Annotated in this window: 16 protein-coding genes; 11 read left to right on the top strand and 5 right to left on the bottom strand. The window is 62.4% G+C overall.

What is annotated here, in order from left to right:
- Window positions 1-114: 114 nt before the first annotated feature.
- Together E1B25_RS03310 and guaD are read right to left on the bottom strand one after the other, a co-directional pair.
- Entirely contained in the window at window positions 115-1,791 is a 1,677-nt protein-coding gene (locus E1B25_RS03310; protein WP_132827223.1) for a DUF6538 domain-containing protein, read from the bottom strand.
- A 167-nt stretch (window positions 1,792-1,958) separates the two neighbouring features.
- Entirely contained in the window at window positions 1,959-3,251 is a 1,293-nt protein-coding gene (gene guaD, locus E1B25_RS03305; protein WP_132827222.1) for a guanine deaminase, read from the bottom strand.
- A 135-nt stretch (window positions 3,252-3,386) separates the two neighbouring features.
- On the opposite strand from guaD, the gene mgtE reads away from it, so the two are divergent.
- From mgtE to E1B25_RS03280, 5 genes are all read left to right on the top strand, one after another.
- Complete coding sequence (gene mgtE, locus E1B25_RS03300; RefSeq protein WP_132827221.1) at window positions 3,387-4,793, top strand: magnesium transporter; 1,407 nt, start codon at window positions 3,387-3,389, stop codon at window positions 4,791-4,793.
- A complete protein-coding gene (locus E1B25_RS03295) occupies window positions 4,790-5,356 on the top strand; it encodes a 5-formyltetrahydrofolate cyclo-ligase (RefSeq protein WP_132827220.1) in 567 nt (188 codons plus the stop codon). Before mgtE ends, E1B25_RS03295 begins: the two co-directional genes overlap by 4 nt.
- Window positions 5,357-5,448: 92 nt before the next feature.
- The gene (locus E1B25_RS03290) at window positions 5,449-6,261 is read left to right on the top strand and encodes a TIGR00282 family metallophosphoesterase (RefSeq protein ID WP_132827219.1); all 813 of its coding nucleotides are present in this window, start codon (window positions 5,449-5,451) and stop codon (window positions 6,259-6,261) included.
- A gap of 137 nt (window positions 6,262-6,398) precedes the next feature.
- A complete protein-coding gene (locus E1B25_RS03285) occupies window positions 6,399-8,177 on the top strand; it encodes an SLC13 family permease (RefSeq protein ID WP_132827218.1) in 1,779 nt (592 codons plus the stop codon).
- A gap of 92 nt (window positions 8,178-8,269) precedes the next feature.
- Window positions 8,270-9,445: a TPM domain-containing protein gene (locus E1B25_RS03280; RefSeq protein WP_132827217.1), complete on the top strand. Its 1,176-nt coding sequence runs from the start codon at window positions 8,270-8,272 to the stop codon at window positions 9,443-9,445.
- A gap of 47 nt (window positions 9,446-9,492) precedes the next feature.
- Here E1B25_RS03280 and E1B25_RS03275 read toward each other — a convergent pair whose 3' ends face one another.
- Entirely contained in the window at window positions 9,493-11,274 is a 1,782-nt protein-coding gene (locus E1B25_RS03275) for an SLC13 family permease (protein ID WP_132827216.1), read from the bottom strand.
- A gap of 105 nt (window positions 11,275-11,379) precedes the next feature.
- On the opposite strand from E1B25_RS03275, the gene E1B25_RS03270 reads away from it, so the two are divergent.
- Window positions 11,380-12,120, top strand: a complete 741-nt coding sequence (locus E1B25_RS03270) for a YebC/PmpR family DNA-binding transcriptional regulator (RefSeq protein WP_132827215.1) — start codon at window positions 11,380-11,382, stop codon at window positions 12,118-12,120.
- 208 nt (window positions 12,121-12,328) lie between these two features.
- On the opposite strand, the gene E1B25_RS03265 is transcribed toward E1B25_RS03270, so the two are convergent.
- Window positions 12,329-13,255, bottom strand: a complete 927-nt coding sequence (locus E1B25_RS03265) for a hypothetical protein (protein WP_132827214.1) — start codon at window positions 13,253-13,255, stop codon at window positions 12,329-12,331.
- Window positions 13,256-13,693: 438 nt separating this feature from the next.
- On the bottom strand, window positions 13,694-14,386 hold the full coding sequence (locus tag E1B25_RS03260; RefSeq protein ID WP_132827213.1) for a nitroreductase family protein: 693 nt from the start codon (window positions 14,384-14,386) through the stop codon (window positions 13,694-13,696).
- A 319-nt stretch (window positions 14,387-14,705) separates the two neighbouring features.
- Between E1B25_RS03260 and E1B25_RS03255 the strand changes: the two genes are divergently transcribed.
- From E1B25_RS03255 to E1B25_RS03235, 5 genes are all read left to right on the top strand, one after another.
- A complete protein-coding gene (locus tag E1B25_RS03255) occupies window positions 14,706-15,302 on the top strand; it encodes a LysE/ArgO family amino acid transporter (protein WP_132827212.1) in 597 nt (198 codons plus the stop codon).
- Between the two features lie 41 nt (window positions 15,303-15,343).
- Complete coding sequence (locus E1B25_RS03250) at window positions 15,344-16,261, top strand: DMT family transporter (RefSeq protein WP_245510591.1); 918 nt, start codon at window positions 15,344-15,346, stop codon at window positions 16,259-16,261.
- Window positions 16,262-16,324: 63 nt separating this feature from the next.
- Window positions 16,325-17,392 carry a DUF1036 domain-containing protein gene (locus E1B25_RS03245; protein ID WP_132827211.1) on the top strand — a complete coding sequence of 356 codons (1,068 nt, stop codon included), beginning with the start codon at window positions 16,325-16,327 and terminating at the stop codon, window positions 17,390-17,392.
- 89 nt (window positions 17,393-17,481) lie between these two features.
- On the top strand, window positions 17,482-18,057 hold the full coding sequence (betI, locus tag E1B25_RS03240) for a choline-binding transcriptional repressor BetI (protein ID WP_132827210.1): 576 nt from the start codon (window positions 17,482-17,484) through the stop codon (window positions 18,055-18,057).
- Window positions 18,058-18,216: 159 nt separating this feature from the next.
- Window positions 18,217-18,456 (top strand): HP1242/YdcH family protein, encoded by a 240-nt coding sequence (locus tag E1B25_RS03235; RefSeq protein WP_132827209.1) that lies wholly within the window; start codon window positions 18,217-18,219, stop codon window positions 18,454-18,456.
- Window positions 18,457-18,589 lie beyond the last annotated feature (133 nt).

Here is an 18,589-nt window from a genome sequence, read left to right as displayed (position 1 = left end):
CCAACATCCCACACTGTGCTCCCCGATAGCCTCGGGGGCATTATCCACATCAGTGTAAGGGGGTCATTTTTGGACGCCGATCACCCCGCTACGGGGTCAATTTTGCATGCCTGTTCACAGCTTACCCTTGAAGTGCCCCTTTGGGCGCAATTCCGGAAACAGATCCTGCGCTTTGCGCCGCTGCATCGCCTCGACGTGATCCAGAAACCCGAGGGCGATGAGCCGGTCATGGATTGGGATCCGCCGCTCCCCCGCGAGGGTCTTGACGCCACGGTTCTCATTCTCCGCAATATCAAAATAGGGGATCCCGCTCTCTTCGCGGATATCGCTTGGCTGAAGCCCTGCAATCTCTTCACGTCGCGCGCCCGTGTAGGCCGCAATAAGCGGCAGCCAATAGAGCCCGTCCTTGATCACCCGCGTTCCGGGCGTGTTGCGGAAGCGCGCGCTTTTGCATCCCGTCCAGATCGTGTGCCGAAACAGCCTGTTGAGATCCGTTTCCGAAAATCCAATGCGCTTGTCACGGCTGCGCTTCTTCTCGCGAAGCCGCAGTTTTTTCGGCTTCAACTTCGGGTCAACCTCAATGCCGTCTTCTTCGGCGCGCTCAAGAATCTGGGCCAAGACATCAAGGTGCCGGTTGATGGTGCTGATCGCCAATCCGACCTTTGCGGGGGGCAAGGTCTTGGCGCGCGCGATCACTTGCTCCCATGTCATCGTCGCATCATTCGGGCCCTTGCCCCAACTCTTCGGGATTTTGTGCAACATGTCGCGAAAGCGCGAGAGATGCGCCGGGCGGATCTGGCGCAAATCTTCGACGCCGGTAATCAGCAGAAAGAGCTTGGCGGTGACGCGCCGCAGCTTTGCCATGGTCTCAGGGACACGCTCTTTGCCGGTCTCCTCCTTCTGTTGCTCCATTTTGGCCAGGTTCAGCCGCGCTACGGTCGCCAACAGCGATGGGTCGTAGGTCTCCGAGTCCTCCGGCACCTCAGTGGGCCGGGACGGCACATGAAACCCATCGTTTCCGCTCGACAGCGAGTCCGGCGGGGCCATCGACGCCACGGGGTTCGAGGGCGCGCCAGTTGGCCCAAACCAAGCGGTGCGCTCGACGGCGGCCATTTCTCGGCACAGGTGCTCCGCAAGATCCCGCGCGATCTCCCCTTCCGGCTCAAGCGCCGCGGTCCCGCGTTGCGCCTGTGCCGCGGCTTTCCCTTCGATCAGCAAGCGGCGCAGCTGCAAAAGCTCGGTCGTGCTCGGCCTTTTCTCCCGCTGCGTCAGCTGCTTGAAGTTTGAAGCCATCCGGTTCATCCGCGGCTCGGACAGGATGTCTTGGCAATAGATATCCAGAGACCCCTCGAGGACAGCCAGATCGCGCTCCGAGGCCCCCTCATCGCGAAGGCGTTCGCGAACCGTTTGGCTGATCTCTGCGCGGGGTCCGAATTCAGCCATCAGCTTCCATGCTTGCGCCGTGGCCCAATCTGCGCGGCGATCGCCCTCGGATGGGCCGACCGGGTCCATCCGCGTCACCAGAGCAACCCGCCGCATGCGGGCCAATTCGTCATTGATAACGTGGCGCAGCCACGCCCGGGCGTCCTCGACGGACAGTAAATCTCTCGACATAGCATCAAACATGCGATCGCTCTCAGCGGTAAGTTTCCTCGCAAGTATAGACGCTTCCGGACGCTGTTCGGTACGCAAAGACAGTTGGAGTGTGCTGTTTTCTGGGGAAAACCCTGGCAGCCGGCGCCGCCAGTAGAAGACATTGCCCCGGCGGAAAAGATGAAGATGTGTGCCCATTTCGGCCCCCTGATGAGGCGAACAAGCCGTAGTCATCGAGCCAAATGTGTGACACATATGTGCTACACACCGGAGTTGAAAAATCCCAACCACTTGATTTCAAAAGGATGTTTCGGAGTTTTTACTCCAAATACTCCCGCCGGAGGCACGGGCCCATCAGGGCCCGTTCAATCCCCCTTCGCGCGTCTCCCGCCGATCCAGACTTCGGCCACGGCGCGATCATCCCCCATCATGAGGGTTGGGAAGACCGCCTCCCAGATATCGCCGGCTTCTGCCGCGCGCTGGGCAATGGCGGGGGTCGAGGAGAGATCGAGCACCACCAGATCGGCCTCCATCCCCGGTGCGATATTGCCGATCCGATCCGCCATCCCCAGCGCTTGGGCCGAACCTGCAGTTGCCAGCCACAGCAACTGTGCCGCATGCAGCGGTGTGCCGCGCAACTGGCCGATCTCATAGGCCGCAGCCATGGTCCGCAGCATCGAGAAACTCGACCCGCCGCCGGTATCCGTGGCCAGTCCGATGCGATGCCCCTCGGCCATCAGCCCGGTCATGTCGAACAGACCCGATCCGATAAAGGTGTTCGAGGTCGGGCAATGCACCAGCGCCGCGCCGACCTCGCGCAAACGGTCCCGTTCGCGCGGCTCCAGATGGATGGCGTGGCCGTACAGCCCGTTCGCCCCCAGCAGGCCGAACTGTTCATAGGTGTCGAGATAATCGCGCGCCTGCGGAAACAGCTCTTTGACCCAGGCGATCTCGTCGGTCTGTTCGCTCAGATGGGTCTGCATCAGGCAGTCGGGATGTTCGGCCCAGAGCGCGCCCATCGCCTCCAGCTGCTCCGGGCTTGAGGTTGGTGAGAATCGCGGCGTGATGGCATAGGACAGGCGGTCGACCCCGTGCCAGCGTTGCAGCAGCGCCTTGCTGTCGTCATAGCCCGATTGCGCCGTGTCGCGCAGCCCGTCTGGCGCGTTGCGGTCCATGCAGGTCTTGCCCGCCACCACCCGCTGGCCGCGCTTTTGCGCCTCGGTGAAAAACGCCTCCACGCTTTCGGGATGGATGGTGCAGAACGAACACATGGTCGTCGTCCCCTCGGCCGTGGTCAGGTCGAGATAGCGCGCGGCGATGCGGGCGGCATAGGCGGGATCGGCAAAGCGCATCTCTTCCGGGAAGGTATAGCTGTTGAGCCAGTCGATCAGCCGCTTGCCCCAGCTCGCGATCATGGCGGTCTGGGGATAGTGCACATGCGGATCGACAAAACCGGCGCAGATCACCTTGTCGCCGTGATCGTGTCGCTTTGCCTGCGGATAGGCGGCGCACAGATCGGCCACCGTGCCGCGCGCGACGATCTGCCCGCCCGCCAGCACCACCGCGCTGTCAAACCGCGCTGCCTCGGTCGGTGTGTCGTCAAAAGGCGTGCCGTCAAAGGACAGCACCCGCCCGGTCAGAATCGTCGTTTCGGTCATTGAAAATCCGCTTTCGTCCCCAGGATGTCGCCCGCAGACTAGAGCGCGGGCCAACACAGGTAAATTGCGCTATTGTCATTGTTTCCAGCTAGAAGCTTCTTCTAATTTGCACCCAATTCGGGATATGGGCGGACCATGAGCACAGGCGATGATCAGGTAGAGAACGAACCGCCTCGCGATGAGGGCGGGCAGGATGGGGCCTACCGGCTGGATCGCAAGGCGGTGGCGGCGATCCTGTTCGCGGTCGATGTGGGCGATCGCGACAAGCTGATCGAGCTGATGGAGCCGCTGCATGCGGCTGACATCGCCGACCTTCTGGAGCAGGTCAACGCCTTTGACCGGGGCCGACTGATCCGGCTTTACGGTCGCGAATTCGACGGCGATATCCTTTCAGAGCTTGATGAGAGCATCCGCGAGGATGTGATTTCCATGCTGCACCCGCAGGTGCTGGCAGAGGCGGTGCGCGAACTCGACAGCGACGATGTGGTCGATCTGGTCGAGGATCTGGAGGCACCGCAACAGGCCGCGATCCTTGGCGCGCTGGAGGCCGCCGACCGGGTCGCGGTACAACAGGCGCTAAGCTATCCGGACAACTCGGCCGGTCGTCTGATGCAGCGCGAGGTGGTGTTCGCCCCCGATCACTGGAACGTCGGTCAGGCGATCGACTATCTGCGCAACTCGGACGAGCTGCCGGAACAGTTCTATCATATCGTGCTGGTCGACCCGCGCCTGCACCCGGTGGCCAATGTCACCTTGGGCAAGCTGATGGGTTCGCCGCGCAACGTGCCGCTCAAGGACATCTGCGAAGAGGTGTTTCAGGTCATCCCGGCGGAACAGGACGAGGCCGATGTCGCCTATGCCTTCAACCAGTATCACCTGATTTCGGCCCCTGTGGTCGATGCCGAGGGGCGTCTGGTGGGGGTGATCACCATTGACGACGCCATGGCGGTGTTGGACGAGGAAAACGAAGAAGACATTCTGCGTCTGGCCGGTGTGGGCGAGGAAAGCTCGCTGTCCGATAGCGTGGTCGACACCGCGCGCCAGCGGCTGCCCTGGCTGGCGGTCAACCTGGTGACGGCGATCCTGGCTTCGCTGGTGATCGCCCAGTTTGCCGAGACCATCGCGGCGCTGGTGGCGCTGGCGATCCTGATGCCCATCGTCGCCTCGATGGGGGGCAATGCGGGCACCCAGTCGCTGACCGTTGCGGTGCGCTCGCTGGCCACCCGCGACCTGACCCGCGCCAACGCCTGGCGGGTGATCCGGCGCGAATTGCTGGTCGGGCTGGTCAACGGGGTGATCTTTGCAGTGGTGATGGGGGTTGTCAGCCTGGTCTGGTTCGGGACGCTGGATCTGGGCTATGTGATCGCGGCGGCGATGGTGATCAATCTTGTGGTGGCCGGGCTTGCCGGCACGGCGGTTCCCATCGTGTTGGAGAAATTCGGCGTCGACCCGGCGCTGGCCTCGGGCACCTTCGTGACCACGGTGACCGATGTGGTGGGTTTCTTCGTCTTTCTCGGCCTCGCCGGACTGGTGTTGATGTGAGCGATCTGGCGGCTCGCAAGGCCGGGGCGCGCAAGGCCGCCTTTGCCCGACGCAAGGCAGCACATGCTATGGTCGGACCCGGGGCCGCGGCGCAACTCAGCGCGGTGCTTGCCGGCTATCGCGGGGTGCCCTTGGCTGGCTACATGCCGATCCGTACCGAGATCGACCCGCTGCCCGCCATGGTCGAGGCTGCCGCTCACGGGATGGTCGGCGTGCCGGTGATCGAGGGGGAGGGGGTGGCGCTGCGGTTCAGCCAATGGACCCCCGATTGCGCCCTGATCGACGGCCCGTTTGGGGCGAGGATCCCGGCGACCCCCGCGTATTTCGAGCCCGAGATCCTGATCGTGCCGCTGGTGGCCTTTGACGCGGCAGGCAACCGGCTGGGCTATGGCGGCGGGTTCTATGACCGTACGCTGGAGCAGTTGCGCGCGCGCCGCGCGACGCTGGCGATCGGGTTTGCCTTTGATGCGCAAGAGGCCGAGGCCTTGCCGCTGGAGCCGACCGATCAGCCGCTCGACATGATCGTGACCGAAAGCCGGGTGGTGATGGTTTCCCGGGGGTAGGGGCGGCTGCCAGAAGTGTGCCAAACGCACGCCCCGGCCCGCAAAGCGCAGCGCCTCTTGCCCTCGTCCGCGCCAGACCCTACCAAGCGGCCATGAGAATTTTGTACCTTGGCGATGTGATGGGCCGCGCGGGCCGCACAGCGATATCCGAGACCCTCCCGCGCTTGCGTGAGGACTGGCGGCTGGATTTTGTCGTCGTGAATGGCGAGAACGCCACCAATGGCATGGGGCTGAGCGGCGATCACGCCCGGCTGCTGCTGCAGGCGGGGGCCGATTGCCTCACGCTGGGCGATCATGCCTTTGACCAGAAGGACATGATGCAGGCGATCGAACGCGAGCCGCGCATCATCCGCCCGATCAATTTTGCCAAATCGGCACCGGGTAAGGGGTTTCGTCTGTTCGACGCCCCCGGCGGGCGCAAGGTGCTGGTGGCGCAGGTGCTGGGGCAGGTGTTCATGAAACGCCCGTTCGACGACCCGTTCTCGGCGATCGACACCGTGCTCAAGACGCATCCGCGCGGCGGCATCGCGCAGGCGGTGATCGTTGACATCCATTGCGAGGCGACTTCGGAAAAGATGGCGGTGGGCCAGTTCTGCGACGGTCGCGCCAGCCTGGTGGTGGGCACCCATACCCATGTTCCCACCGCCGACGCCCAGATCCTGAGCGGTGGCACCGCCTATTTGACCGATGCGGGCATGTGCGGCGATTACAACTCGGTCATTGGCATGGAAAAGACCGAGCCGATGCGCCGTTTCATCACCGGCATGAACAAGGACCGGTTCACGCCGGCATCCGGTCCGGCCACCCTGTCGGGTGTCTTTGTCGAGACCGACGATCGCACCGGCAGCGCGAAGCAGGTGCGCATGGTGCGCGTCGGCGGGCGGTTGGAGCAGGCAGCGCCCTGATCACAGGCAAAAACCGGCCGCGCCCCCAGCGCGGTCGGCCTGTGATCGCATGAAACGCTTGCTCCGACCTGTGCGATCAGCGAAAGTGGGCGCCGGCCTGACCCGGTCGCATTCGTTGAAGCGAAAATATCAATAGCATGCAGATCTTTGCCCTGTCCGAGACCGCCGAAGCCGTTCTTGCCCTGATCATTGTCGCGGGCATGTTCATCATGTTCCTGCGCGAGGCGTTCCCGACCGAGGTGGTCGCCATAGGCGGTGTTGCGGTGATGCTGGTCACGGGCGTTCTGCCCTATGACGCGGCGCTGCCGGTGCTGTCCAACCCCGCCCCCTGGACCATCGCGGCGATGTTCATCATCATGGGCGCGCTGGTGCGCACCGGCGCGCTTGACGCCTTTACCAGCGTGGCTCAGCGACAGGCGGCGACGCGTCCGCGCTTTGCCATCGCGCTGTTGATGGGGTTCGTGCTGATCGCTTCGGCGGTGGTGTCGAACACGCCGGTGGTGGTGGTGATGATCCCGGTTTTCATCCAGATCGCCCGCACGCTCAACGTTTCGGCCAGCAAGCTTTTGATCCCGCTCAGCTATGCCGCGATTCTGGGCGGCACGCTGACGCTGATCGGCACCTCGACCAACCTGTTGGTGGATGGCGTGGCGCGCAGCCACGGGTTGGCGGCCTTTACGATCTTTGAGGTGACGCCGCTGGGGCTGGCGCTGGTCGCCTACGGGATGATCTATATTCGCTTTGTCGCGCCGCGTCTGCTGCCCGACCGCGACAGCATGGCCTTGCTGCTCAACGACAAGTCGAGGATGAAATTCTTTACCGAGGCCGTGATCCCGCCGGAAAGCAACCTGATCGGGCGCGAGGTTCTGGGCGTCCAGCTGTTCAAGCGTGAGGGGGTGCGCCTGATCGACGTGGTGCGCGGTGACCAGTCGCTGCGGCGCGATCTGGAAGGGGTGCAGCTTCAGGTCGGGGACCGGGTGGTTCTGCGCACCCGAATGACTGAATTGCTGAGCTTGCAGAACAACAAGGAACTTCGGCGCGTCGATCAGATCTCGGCGGTCGAGACCTCCACGGTCGAGGTGCTGATCTCTCCCGGCTGCAAGATGGTTGGGCGCAGCCTTGGCGCGATGCGTCTGCGGCGGCGCTATGGGGTCTATGTGCTGGCCGTGCATCGGCGCAACCAGAACATCGGCCGCCAACTTGACGATCTTGTGGTGCGGGTGGGCGACACCCTGCTGCTTGAAGGGTCGCCGGCGGATATCCAGCGGCTCGCTGCCGAGATGGAGATGGTCGACGTCTCGCACCCCTCGGCACGGGCGTTCCGGCGCGGCCATGCCCCGATCGCCATCGTCGCGCTGATCGGTATCGTGGCGCTGGCCGCCTTTGGGGTGGCCCCGATCCTGTTTCTGTCGGTGCTGGCGGTGGCTGTCGTGCTGTTGACCCGCTGCATCGACGCGGACGAGGCGTTTTCCTTTGTCGATGGGCGTCTGCTGGCGATGATCTTTGCCATGCTCGCCATCGGCGCGGCGCTGGAAAGCTCGGGCGCGGTGGGTATGATCGTCGAGGCCATCGCCCCGGGGCTGACCAAGCTGCCGCCGTTCATGGTGGTCTGGGCAATCTACCTGCTGACCTCGGTGCTGACCGAACTGGTGTCGAACAACGCGGTGGCGGTGGTCGTCACTCCCATCGCCATCGGGTTGGCGCAGGCCATGGGGATCGACCCGCGCCCGCTGGTGGTGGCGGTGATGATCGCGGCTTCGGCCAGTTTTGCCACCCCGATTGGCTATCAGACCAACATGCTTGTCTACGGGCCCGGCGGCTACAAGTTCACCGACTTCATGCGCGTCGGCATTCCGCTGAATCTGAGCGTGGGCATTCTGGCCTCGATCCTGATCCCGCTGATCTGGCCGCTCTGAGCCAGAAACCGGGTTTTCCCCTATGGATCAAAGCCAGCCGCCTGCTACGCTGCCCAGCAGCGGATCGCTAGGGGCGGGCAGAGGACGGGCACATGACACGACATGACCTGAAGATCGCCGGTGTCATCGCCGCGCTGGTGGTGGCGATTGGTTTGGCGCTGGGCTATGGCGTCGGGCTTCTGGTGGCGGGCAGGGGGGATCTGCCCGGTGCGCCTGCCGAGGGGCCGGCGGGCTTTGCCGCCGCGCAGGTCGAGACGTTCCCAAACCCTGCGGGGGGCAGCCTGCCGGGCTATCTCGACGTTTATGTCAGTGACTACGCCGATCTGCTGGACGCCGAGGCCGAGGCGCGGATCCGTACCGACCTGATCGAGCTGTATGACCGCACCGGTATCGAAATGACGGTGCTGACCATTTCCAGTCTCAGTGAATACGGCCATTACGGCGCGATTGAACCCTTTGCGACCGCGCTGTTTAATGCTTGGGGTATCGGTAATCGTGCGCGCAATGACGGCGTGCTTGTGCTTGTCGCGCTCTATGACCGGCAGATGCGGATTGAAATCGGGTCCGGCTATGACTCCAGTTGGGACGCGCGGATGCAGCGGGTGATTGATCACGGGTTCCTCCCTGATTTTCGCGACTACGCCTATCAGGCGGGGATCGAGACCGGGGTGGACGAAACCATCCGTGAGCTGACGGGCCATTACCCCGGCACCTATGGCACCGGCACGTTCCAACAGGGTTGGGGCTGGATAGTCCGCCGGCTCGCCGCTTTCGGGGACTGGATCTGGGGGATTTTCGCGGTGCCTTTGGCCGGGGTCGGCTTCTGGCTGCGCCGATACCTGCGCCGCCGACCGCGCCCCTGTGGGGACTGTGGCACCCTGATGCAGCGCATGGGCGAGACGGCCGATGACGCACATCTGGATGGCGGCCAGCGGCTGGAAGAGTTTCTAAAGGCGGTGGATTACGACGTCTGGGCCTGCCCAAGCTGCGCCCATATGGACATCCTGCGCTATCGCAACTGGTTTTCCCGCTATGGAGCCTGCCCGCGATGCGGCTATCACACACTGTCGACCACGACAAAGATCCTGCGGGCGGCGACCACCAAAAGCACCGGTCAGAAGCGGCTGACCTATGATTGCAAGAACTGCGACTATCACGACACTGAACTGCGGACGATTCCCAAGATCACGAAATCCTCGTCCGGCTCTGGCCGGTCCTCCTTTGGCGGCGGCTCGTCCTCGGGCGGTGGCGCCAGCGGCAGCTGGTAGCGCGCCCCGGCGGTCAGGTCACCGCAGGTAATCGCGCTGCCACCCGCTTAGAACGGCCAGAAAATCAGGATCGAGGGGATCGAAACGGCGATCACCAGAACCTCCAATGGCAGCCCCATGCGCCAGTAATCGCCAAAGCGATAGCCGCCGGGGCCAAGGATCAGCGTGTTGTTCTTGTGCCCGATGGGGGTGAGGAACGCGCAGGAGGCCGCCACCGCCACCGCCATCAGGAACGGGTCGGGCGAGACATCCAGCGCGCGCGCCATCTCGATTCCCACCGGCGCGGCGACGATGGTCGTGGCGGTGTTGTTCAGCACGTCCGACAGCGACATCGTCACCACCATCAGCACGGTCAGAATCGCCCAAGCGGGCAGCCCCCCGGTCAGGTTGACCAGAGACCCGGCCAGAAGCTCGGTGCCGCCGCTTTGTTCCAGCGCCTGACCCAGCGGGATCATCGAGCCCAGCAGCACCACCACCGGCCACTCGATTTGGTCGTAGAGCTCTGACAGCGGTATGATGCCGCTCAACACATAGGCCACAACCACCAGCCCCAGCCCGACCGGAAGCGAGATCCAGCCCAGACTGGCCAGCAGCACGGCGGCGGCAAACAGGCCGATGGCAAACCAGGTCTTGTTTTCCTGCGTGATCGCCAGCCCACGCTCGGCCAGCGGCAGACAGCCAAGCCAGTTGGCCACCTGCTGCCCTTCATCCGCTGGCGTCAGCAACAGCAGGATATCGCCCGGCTCGATCACCGCTTGGCGCAGATGTTCGGTGATGCGGCGGCCCTGACGTGAAATCCCCACGATCACCGAGCGTTGCCGCCAGTGCAGCCCCACCGCCTGCGCCGAGCGTCCGGCGATCCGCGCTTCGCGCTGCACCACCACCTCGGTCAGGCTCAGCCCCTGCGCCTCGCCCTCGATCACCTCGCGGCGATCGGCGTCGGTATAGGAAAACCCGAGGGTCGAGCGGAACGCGTCCAGCTCGTCGGGTTGGGCTTCAAGGATCAGGATGTCATCGGCCTGAAGTACGGTGTTGCGCGAACTGCCATAGCGCCGCCGCCCGTTCCGGATCAGGCCAAGAATGGTGACGTCGTTCTCACCCGCCGCCTCGTGCAGACCGCCCGCCAGCTTGCCGACCCAACTGTTGCCCTCGGGCACCGCCAGCTCGGCAATATAGGCCGAGGTCTGGCGCAATTGATCTGCCGGGTCGCTTTCACGCGCGCTTTTCGGGATCAGCCGCCAGCCCACCACGGTGACAAAGATCAAGCCGACCACGGCGGTGATTCCCCCGACCGGCGCGAAATCGAACATCGAATAGGATTCGCCCAGCCGTTCCTGTCGGATCGCGGCGATGATGATGTTGGGCGGCGTGCCGATCAGCGTGACCATCCCGCCCAGAATGGTGGCGAAGGACAGCGGCATCAGCGTGCTGCCCGGGGATCGCTTGGCCTTGCGCGCGGTCTGGATATCGACCGGCATCAACAGCGCCAGCGCGGCGACGTTGTTCATGAACCCCGACAGCACGGCCCCGACACCGCCCATAAAGGCGATGTGATGGCTGACCGAGCGGGTGCTGTCGATCATCGTCCGGGTGATAAGCTGCACCGCGCCCGAGCGCATCAACCCGGCCGAGACCACCAGCACCAGCGCCACGATGATGGTGGCGTGATGGCCAAAGCCGGAAAACGCCGCCTCGGTCGGGACCAATCCCAACAGCACCCCGACCAGCAGCGCGCTGAACGCCACAAGGTCATAGCGGAACCGCCCCCAGAGCAGCAGCACGAAGACGGCAAAGAACAGGGCGAAGAGCAGGATCTGGTCATATGTCATGGCGTCAACTTATCCGCTTGCGGCGCGGGGGCAAGCGCTGCTTGAACAGGGGCGGGGCAAGCGGCTATATGGGCGCCAACCGAGTAATCAGATCGAGGAAGCACTATGGCCGGCCACTCCAAATGGGCAAACATCCAGCACCGCAAAGGGCGACAGGACGCTGTCCGGGCCAAGTTGTTTTCCAAACTCAGCAAAGAGATCACCGTCGCCGCCAAGATGGGCGACCCCGACCCGGACAAGAACCCGCGTCTGCGCCTTGCGGTGAAAGAGGCGAAATCGGTCTCGGTCCCCAAGGATGTGATCGATCGTGCGATCAAGAAATCGCAGGTCGGTGAAGGCGACGACTACGAAGAAATCCGCTACGAGGGCTATGGCCCCAACGGTGTCGCGGTGATCGTCGAGGCGATGACCGACAACCGCAACCGCACCGCCTCCTCGGTGCGCTCGACCTTTACCAAGAACGGCGGCAACCTGGGCGAGACCGGCAGCGTCGGCTTCATGTTCGAGCGCAAGGGCGAGGTGACCTATCCCGCCGATATCGGCGATGCCGACACCGTGATGATGGCGGCGATCGAGGCTGGGGCCGAGGACGTGGAAAGCACCGAGGATGGCCATGTGATCTGGTGCGCCGACACCGACCTGAATGAGGTTGGCACCAATCTTGAGGCCGAGCTGGGCGAAAGCGAAAGCACCAAGCTGGTGTGGAAACCCACCACCACCACCGAAATGGACCTCGAAAGCATGCAAAAGCTGATGAAGCTGATCGACGCGCTGGAGGATGACGACGACGTGCAGCGCGTCACCACCAATTTCGAGGCCAGCGACGAGGTGATGGAACAGCTTTGATCTGCCCGACCCCGGCGTATTGAAGATGCATGGAAAAGGTCGCCTTTCGGGGCGGCCTTTTTGCATTCCGTTGATGTCGCTTGAGGCGGGGAGGGGGGCTGTGCAGACTTAGCTGCCATCTGCTTGAAAGGCGCTGATGATTGCTGTCAGCCCGAAGTGGGCACGGCCACCGACACGTCCGGCAGGGCTCAATTTCTTCCCTGAAAACTCAACTATAGCGCTTTCGAAGGTCCTTGGTCCAAGTGTTCCAAAGGTTGCACTTGGACAGAATCAAGAATCTCGCGACTTGCTGGGTATTATAAACTTCATAGGGGCCAAGACGTGGGGTGCTGCCGGAAAAGGCATGCGCAGTCATTGTGTTGCGTAAATACTCACAAAAATTAATGGCATCTGGCAGTGGAACCTGGCGGTCTCGAATTCCGAATCCATCCGAGTGATCAGAAAGGCTATCGAGCATTTTATAAATTTCGACTTCTGTTTGGTCACCACGGGTCACCCAATCTATTGTTCTTGCCGGATCTATCCCTGCCCCTTGCAAGCGCGCCTTGAACGGCTCCAACACTTTTGGGTTCCAAACAAAGGTTTTCCCTCCAATCGATCGCTTGTTCTCTGCGCTCGCTTTCACGCCAAGATCGAGTTCTTCGATGGCTGAGTATGCAAGGTTAATTGCGACGGACGTTCCTACGTGCGAAGCGAAATCGTCTGTATGCTTTTCAAAAACGTGTCCATGATGCGGGCGCATTGACCATGGCGTCACGCTCTCGGTTTTGTAGCTGTGCGCCAATTTGTGAATGGCATACACAAGCTTCTTATCCTGCCAGGCTTCGGCAGCGAATGCGACAGCAACCGGGAGTGTTTCGCGATAGGTAAATTTCTGGAAGTATCCATCGGTGCGAAAAACAGACTCAAAAATTTCATGACGTTCAGCGTCATCGTTGGAAAGCGGGAACCCATGAGTTGGTGTGTCGTATGTATCTGGGAACCCTTCAATAATAAGGTTTGCTGCGCAGATCAGTTGGATAATGTTGTCGGCCTCGACTTGTTCTGCCTCCAGAACAAGCAACCTTCCATGTTGTTGTCCTTCGCAGGGAATGCCAATATCCTGCAATGCACTGGCTTGGGCAAGTTCACACATACCTCTTTCTGTAAATACATATCTCTCCGATGGGTCCGGAATGTCCTGTGTGGACCAGTTCGCGTCAGCGCAAATTGAATGGATCAAATCGATTTCACGGGATCTAAAGACAAGGAAGCTACAAAACGCTGGCATCAGTTCTCTCAAAATCAGTTTTCTTTGTCGGCATTAGTATCAAATTTGCAAAGCAATACGCGTTAGGCAATAGTATAGGTAGCGAAGTGCCACAAAAGGACTGGGGGCAATTATCCGTCGCAACAAGCGTTATTGGCCGTGTTAGTGGTAGCCGTTGTCACCTTCAATTCTGCAAGTTTGCAAGGTCTGATCTCTGCGCCTCGCCGCCATTTTCTGCGAAGCAAAAATCCGGTAAAATGAGTTCCAAGCAGCCTGTTGCGGCGGGGCGCAACCGGTCTCGTCCGCCCCGCCCGCACCGCTGGGTCAGTCGAAAAAGCTTGCGATCTGGTCCAGCGGTTTCTTGACCTTGGCCACTTCCGGCACCGTGGCGCTCTCGGACGGGTGGCCCACGGCGATGATCATCGTCGGTTTTTCCGAGGCTGGCCGCCCCAGCGCCTCGTTGAGGAATTTCATCGGGTTGGGGGTATGCGTCAGCGTCACCAGCCCGGCATGGTGCAGCGCGGCCAGCAGAAAGCCGGTGGCGATGTTCACGCTCTCGGGGACATAGTAATTCTTGTACCGGGTGCCGTCGTCGAACTCTCCCCAGCGTTGGGCAAAGACCACGATCAGCCAAGGCGCGATGGTCAGATGCGGTTTGGAGGCATCGGTGCCGATCGGCTCCAGCGCCTTGATCCACTCGTCGCTGGCACCACCGTCATAGAATCGGCGCTCTTCTTCCTCGGCCTCTGCGCGGATGCGCGCCTTCATCGCCGGGTCGGAAATGGCGGCGAAATGCCAAGGCTGGTGATTGGCGCCCGAGGGGGCGCTGCCCGCCGTGCGGATGCAGCTTTCGATCACCTCGCGCGGCACCGGGCGCGGGGAGTAATCGCGCACCGAGTGGCGGCGGCGCATGGTGTCGTGGAACGCCTGCGCGGCGGCTGTCATCTCCGCATCGCTCATCTCGGCGCGGTCAGGCAGCGGAATCGCGTTATAGCTCAAGGTCTCTTTGGAAAACATGGTCTCTCTCTCCCTCGGGGGCTCAATCGGGCGGGGTCTCAATCGGGCAGCAGTACGTCCCTAGCGCACCCGTGCCACCGGCTCCAGCGCCTCCGGTCATGGCGCGGCTGAGGTGTCAGGTCAACGCCGTGGTCTTCACCGGGTCGTGAAACTGCCGCCGCAATCGCCTGACGCGCAATGCCGTCTTGTGCAGTTCAGTCGAGCCTTCCGAACCATGTTGAACCTTGGTAGGTCCAATCAACTTGGTGTGGTTTGAAGGGATGCCCTGTAGAAGGCCCACGCCCCGAACCCGAACCGCCCAACCTACGGAGTGTACAGTTTGACCGCTTTTTTCCCCGGTTTCGCCCTCGGGTTTTCCCTGATCCTCGCCATCGGCGCGCAAAATGCCTTTGTCCTGCGTCAGGGGGTACGGCGCGAGCACGTGCTCGCCGTTGTTCTGACCTGTGCCGTGTCGGATGCGGTCCTGATCGCCGCAGGTGTGGCCGGGATGGGCCAACTGGCGCAGGCCTTGCCGTGGTTCGCGCCCCTGATGCGCTTTGGCGGGGCGGCGTTCCTGATCTGGTATGGCTTGGGCAACCTGCGCTCTGCGTGGCGTGGCGGTGGTGAACTCACAGCGGCACAGGCCAGCCGTGCCAGTCTGCCCCGGACGCTTGCCATTGTGCTGGCGCTGACCTGGCTGAATCCGCATGTCTATCTGGATACCGTGGTGCTGATCGGGTCCATCGCGGCGCAATACGACGACCGACTGGCGTTCGGGCTGGGCGCAGTCACCGCCAGTTTCACCTTTTTCTTCGCCCTCGGTTATGGTGCGCGCCTGCTGGCGCCGCTTCTGGCGCGTCCGGGGGCGTGGCGGGTGTTGGATGCTGTGATCGGGCTGACAATGTGGGCGATCGCGCTTAGACTTATTCTCCTGTGACGGGTTGTGAGCCCCGCTTTTTAAGTGTTGAACCGGATAAGATGGCAAATCGGAAACTCGATATCGCTCCAGCCCGCCCTGTTGCGGGCATCGTCTGGATGCTCCTGACGGGGATGTGTTTTGTCGCCGTCACCGCGCTGGTCAAGTCTCTGGGGCCGCGTATCCCTGCTGCCGAAGCTGCCTTTCTGCGCTATGCGCTGGCGCTGGTTTTCGTGCTGCCGATGCTGCGGCCGATGCTGAACGCGAAGCTGACACCGGGGCTTTGGGGGATGTTCGCGCTACGTGGCGTGCTGCACTCGGGGGGGGTGATGCTGTGGTTCTTTGCCATGACCCGTATCCCCCTGGCCGAACTGACCGCGCTGAACTATCTGTCGCCGGTTTTCGTTACTATTGGCGCAGCGCTGTTTCTGGGGGAGAAATTGGCCTTGCGGCGGATTGCGGCGATCTCGGCGGCGCTGCTGGGCGCGGCGATCATCCTGCGGCCGGGGTTCCGCGAGGTCGAGCCGGGCCATTTGGCGATGCTGATCGTTGCGACGGTCTTTGGCGGGTCTTATCTGGTGGCCAAGGTGCTGGCCGACCGGGTCAGCCCAACGGTGGTCGTCGGCATGTTGTCGATCTGGGTGACGATCGGGCTGGCGCCCTTTGCCATCGCGGTCTGGGTGACGCCAACACTTCAGGAGCTGGGAATCCTGTTCGCCGTGGCCAGTTTCGCCACCGCCGGTCATCTGATGATGACGCTGGCGTTGCGCGCGGCCCCAATCACGGTGACGCAGCCGGTGACTTTCCTGCAACTGGTCTGGGCGATGCTGCTGGGGGCGGTGGTGTTTCACGAGGCGATCGACATCTGGGTCGTTGTCGGTGGCGGGCTGATCCTGGGCGCCATCGGCTTCATCACTTGGCGCGAAGCGGTTGTGCGGCGTCGCAGCGTGACGCCGGCCGCACCGGCGACAGGGGTATGAGAGGCTTGTCAGATCCGTGCGCCCGCGCCTAGGCTGGATCGGATGTGAGAGAGAGGACAAAGTATGAAGGGGTTGATTTTCGCCGTCGCATTGCTCGGCGGGCTTGCGCCCGTGGCGGCTGTGGCGGGGCTGGACCTGTGCAATGAGGCCAGCGCACGCCATTCGGTCGCCGTGGGCTATAAATCCGGCGATCAATGGATTTCTGAGGGCTGGTGGAACCTTGACCCCGGATCCTGCGTCACCCCGATCGCAGGCGACTTGAAATACCGCTATTTTTACTACCGTGCCGAGGCGTCGACCCGCCGGTTCCTGGCTGAGGGGTATGAATTCTGTACGCAGCGGGCGGCCTTTACCATCGAGGGGGATACCGATTGCGTGGATCGCGGATATGTCGCGTCGGAATTCGCTCAGATCGATACTGGCGATGCTTTGGATTTTACCTTTTCCTTCACCGATGCGGTCAGCCCGCAAAAGGCTGACGAGGCTGAACCGCTTCCGCCTGAAACCGGGCTGAAAACCGGCCCACTAGCCGGGGGGGCCGATACCGCGACCACAGGCACCTCCGCCCCCGGAACTTGGGGCGAGCCCTATGCTTCGGGCAGCGCGATTTTTCAGGACTGTGTCAGCGAGACCGAGGCCCCCTTTTGCAGCTTTCACGCTGACGGGACGAAATTCTATGTCTACGACGACGGACGGACCCCGGTGGGGATTCTGCAAGCGATGCGCAGCTATCTGCCGGGCACACCGATCGAGGTGCAAGGCGATCTAGAGGCAATCCATGATCGGAGTGCCGATATCGTGCTGCGCCATGTCAGTCCGCGCGCCTATACCTATTGGGACACCACCCTGAGCAAACTGCAGGGCACGTGGTATTCGCCTGAAGATCCCGATTCGCAATTCACCATCATCGGATCCGAACTGGATAATACCTATGACGGGGCTTATCTTGGGCGCGACTATCTCAGCATGCGCGACAGATGCGAGTTTTTCGATGGTCACAACCTTCTGGTGTGGACGGAAGAGGAAACCGGCGATCTGCTGTGCTATTCGATCGAGGAGCTCGGCGCCTTCAACATGACACTGATGTATCTGCCGCGGGGCAATTTCCTGCACTATCGCAAGCTTGACTAAGCGGCCCGCGCCGCTGCTGCGGGGTCTTGATTGACGGGTCAGCCCAAGACGACTAGTCGTCAGTCCGCTATCCAATATGCGAGGGCAAGATGCCGAAACTGGGAATGGAACCGATCCGGCGCGCCGCGCTGGTGCGCGCCACGATTGCCGAACTGGGCAGGGCGGGCACGCTGGACGTCACCGTCAGCCAGATTGCCCGGCGCGCCGGCATGTCGAGCGCGCTGGCGCACCACTATTTCGGCGGAAAAGATCAGATTTTTCTGGCTGCGATGCGCTCTATCCTTGAGGAATTCGGGGGCGAGGCGCGGCGCGAACTGGCCCGTGCCACATCCCGAGACCGGGCCGCCGCCATCGTGCGGGTGAGCTTTTCCAGATCAAGCTTCACCCCCGAGGCGGTGGGCGCGTGGATGTGTTTTTATGGCATGGCGCAAAAGAATGCCGAGGCGCTGCGGCTTTGGCAAGTCTATCACCGGCGGCTGCGGTCAAACCTGATCCATGCGCTGCGCCCCTATTGCGCTGGCCCGGAAGAGGCGGCCGATACGCTGGGCGCCTTGATCGACGGGCTTTATATCCGCGCCGCGCTGGACCCCGGGTTGACCCCGGAGGATGCGCAGACGCAGGCGCTTGGCGTGCTCCGGGGGCTGTGCAAGGGCGGGCGCCCATAAGCGGCTGCAACATCCTGATCCTGATGCGCATCCCAAGCGGGGTCTGACCCTGCGCCTTGAGACCAGAGCTGGGGGCACGCGTCGTTTGATCCGCGTCAATGTGGTGGACACGGGCGCCCCATAGGGTATAGCGCAACGCGATATTAGAGGAGCGAACAGATGACCCATACCCCGCACGAACTGGTTGAAGAATTTCCCGAACACGTCGCGCAGATGACCAAGCTGAAAGCGAGCGACGCGCATTTTGCCAAGCTTGTGGAAGAGTACCACGAGGTCAACCGCTCGGTGCACCGGGCCGAGACCAACGTGGAACCGGTCGAAGACCTGGTCGAGGTCGAGATGCGCAAGACGCGGGCGACCCTGAAGGACGAGATCTGGGCGATCCTGTCCAAGGCCTGATAAGATCTGCATATGTGGATTTCCCGGGGGCGTCGTTGGCGCCCCCTTTTTCGTTTCCGATGCTTTCCCGATCCTAATTCTGCGGGCAGCCCCTGCTGCGCGTGCGCTGGACGTGACAGCGGCCGCCCCGATA

Source organism: Antarcticimicrobium sediminis, from assembly GCF_004348975.1.
Taxonomy (GTDB): domain Bacteria; phylum Pseudomonadota; class Alphaproteobacteria; order Rhodobacterales; family Rhodobacteraceae; genus Antarcticimicrobium; species Antarcticimicrobium sediminis.
This window is presented reverse-complemented; position numbering and strand designations above follow the sequence as displayed.

Bases quoted from the DNA above. Each gene is read 5' to 3' on its own strand.
- E1B25_RS03310 (WP_132827223.1), bottom strand. From the start codon at position 1,791: ATGGGCACACATCTTCATCTTTTCCGCCGGGGCAATGTCTTCTACTGG.
- guaD (WP_132827222.1), bottom strand. From the start codon at position 3,251: ATGACCGAAACGACGATTCTGACCGGGCGGGTGCTGTCCTTTGACGGC.
- mgtE (WP_132827221.1), top strand. From the start codon at position 3,387: ATGAGCACAGGCGATGATCAGGTAGAGAACGAACCGCCTCGCGATGAG.
- E1B25_RS03290 (WP_132827219.1), top strand. From the start codon at position 5,449: ATGAGAATTTTGTACCTTGGCGATGTGATGGGCCGCGCGGGCCGCACA.
- E1B25_RS03285 (WP_132827218.1), top strand. From the start codon at position 6,399: ATGCAGATCTTTGCCCTGTCCGAGACCGCCGAAGCCGTTCTTGCCCTG.
- E1B25_RS03280 (WP_132827217.1), top strand. From the start codon at position 8,270: ATGACACGACATGACCTGAAGATCGCCGGTGTCATCGCCGCGCTGGTG.
- E1B25_RS03275 (WP_132827216.1), bottom strand. From the start codon at position 11,274: ATGACATATGACCAGATCCTGCTCTTCGCCCTGTTCTTTGCCGTCTTC.
- E1B25_RS03270 (WP_132827215.1), top strand. From the start codon at position 11,380: ATGGCCGGCCACTCCAAATGGGCAAACATCCAGCACCGCAAAGGGCGA.
- E1B25_RS03265 (WP_132827214.1), bottom strand. From the start codon at position 13,255: ATGTGTGAACTTGCCCAAGCCAGTGCATTGCAGGATATTGGCATTCCC.
- E1B25_RS03260 (WP_132827213.1), bottom strand. From the start codon at position 14,386: ATGTTTTCCAAAGAGACCTTGAGCTATAACGCGATTCCGCTGCCTGAC.
- E1B25_RS03250 (WP_245510591.1), top strand. From the start codon at position 15,344: ATGGCAAATCGGAAACTCGATATCGCTCCAGCCCGCCCTGTTGCGGGC.
- E1B25_RS03245 (WP_132827211.1), top strand. From the start codon at position 16,325: ATGAAGGGGTTGATTTTCGCCGTCGCATTGCTCGGCGGGCTTGCGCCC.
- betI (WP_132827210.1), top strand. From the start codon at position 17,482: ATGCCGAAACTGGGAATGGAACCGATCCGGCGCGCCGCGCTGGTGCGC.
- E1B25_RS03235 (WP_132827209.1), top strand. From the start codon at position 18,217: ATGACCCATACCCCGCACGAACTGGTTGAAGAATTTCCCGAACACGTC.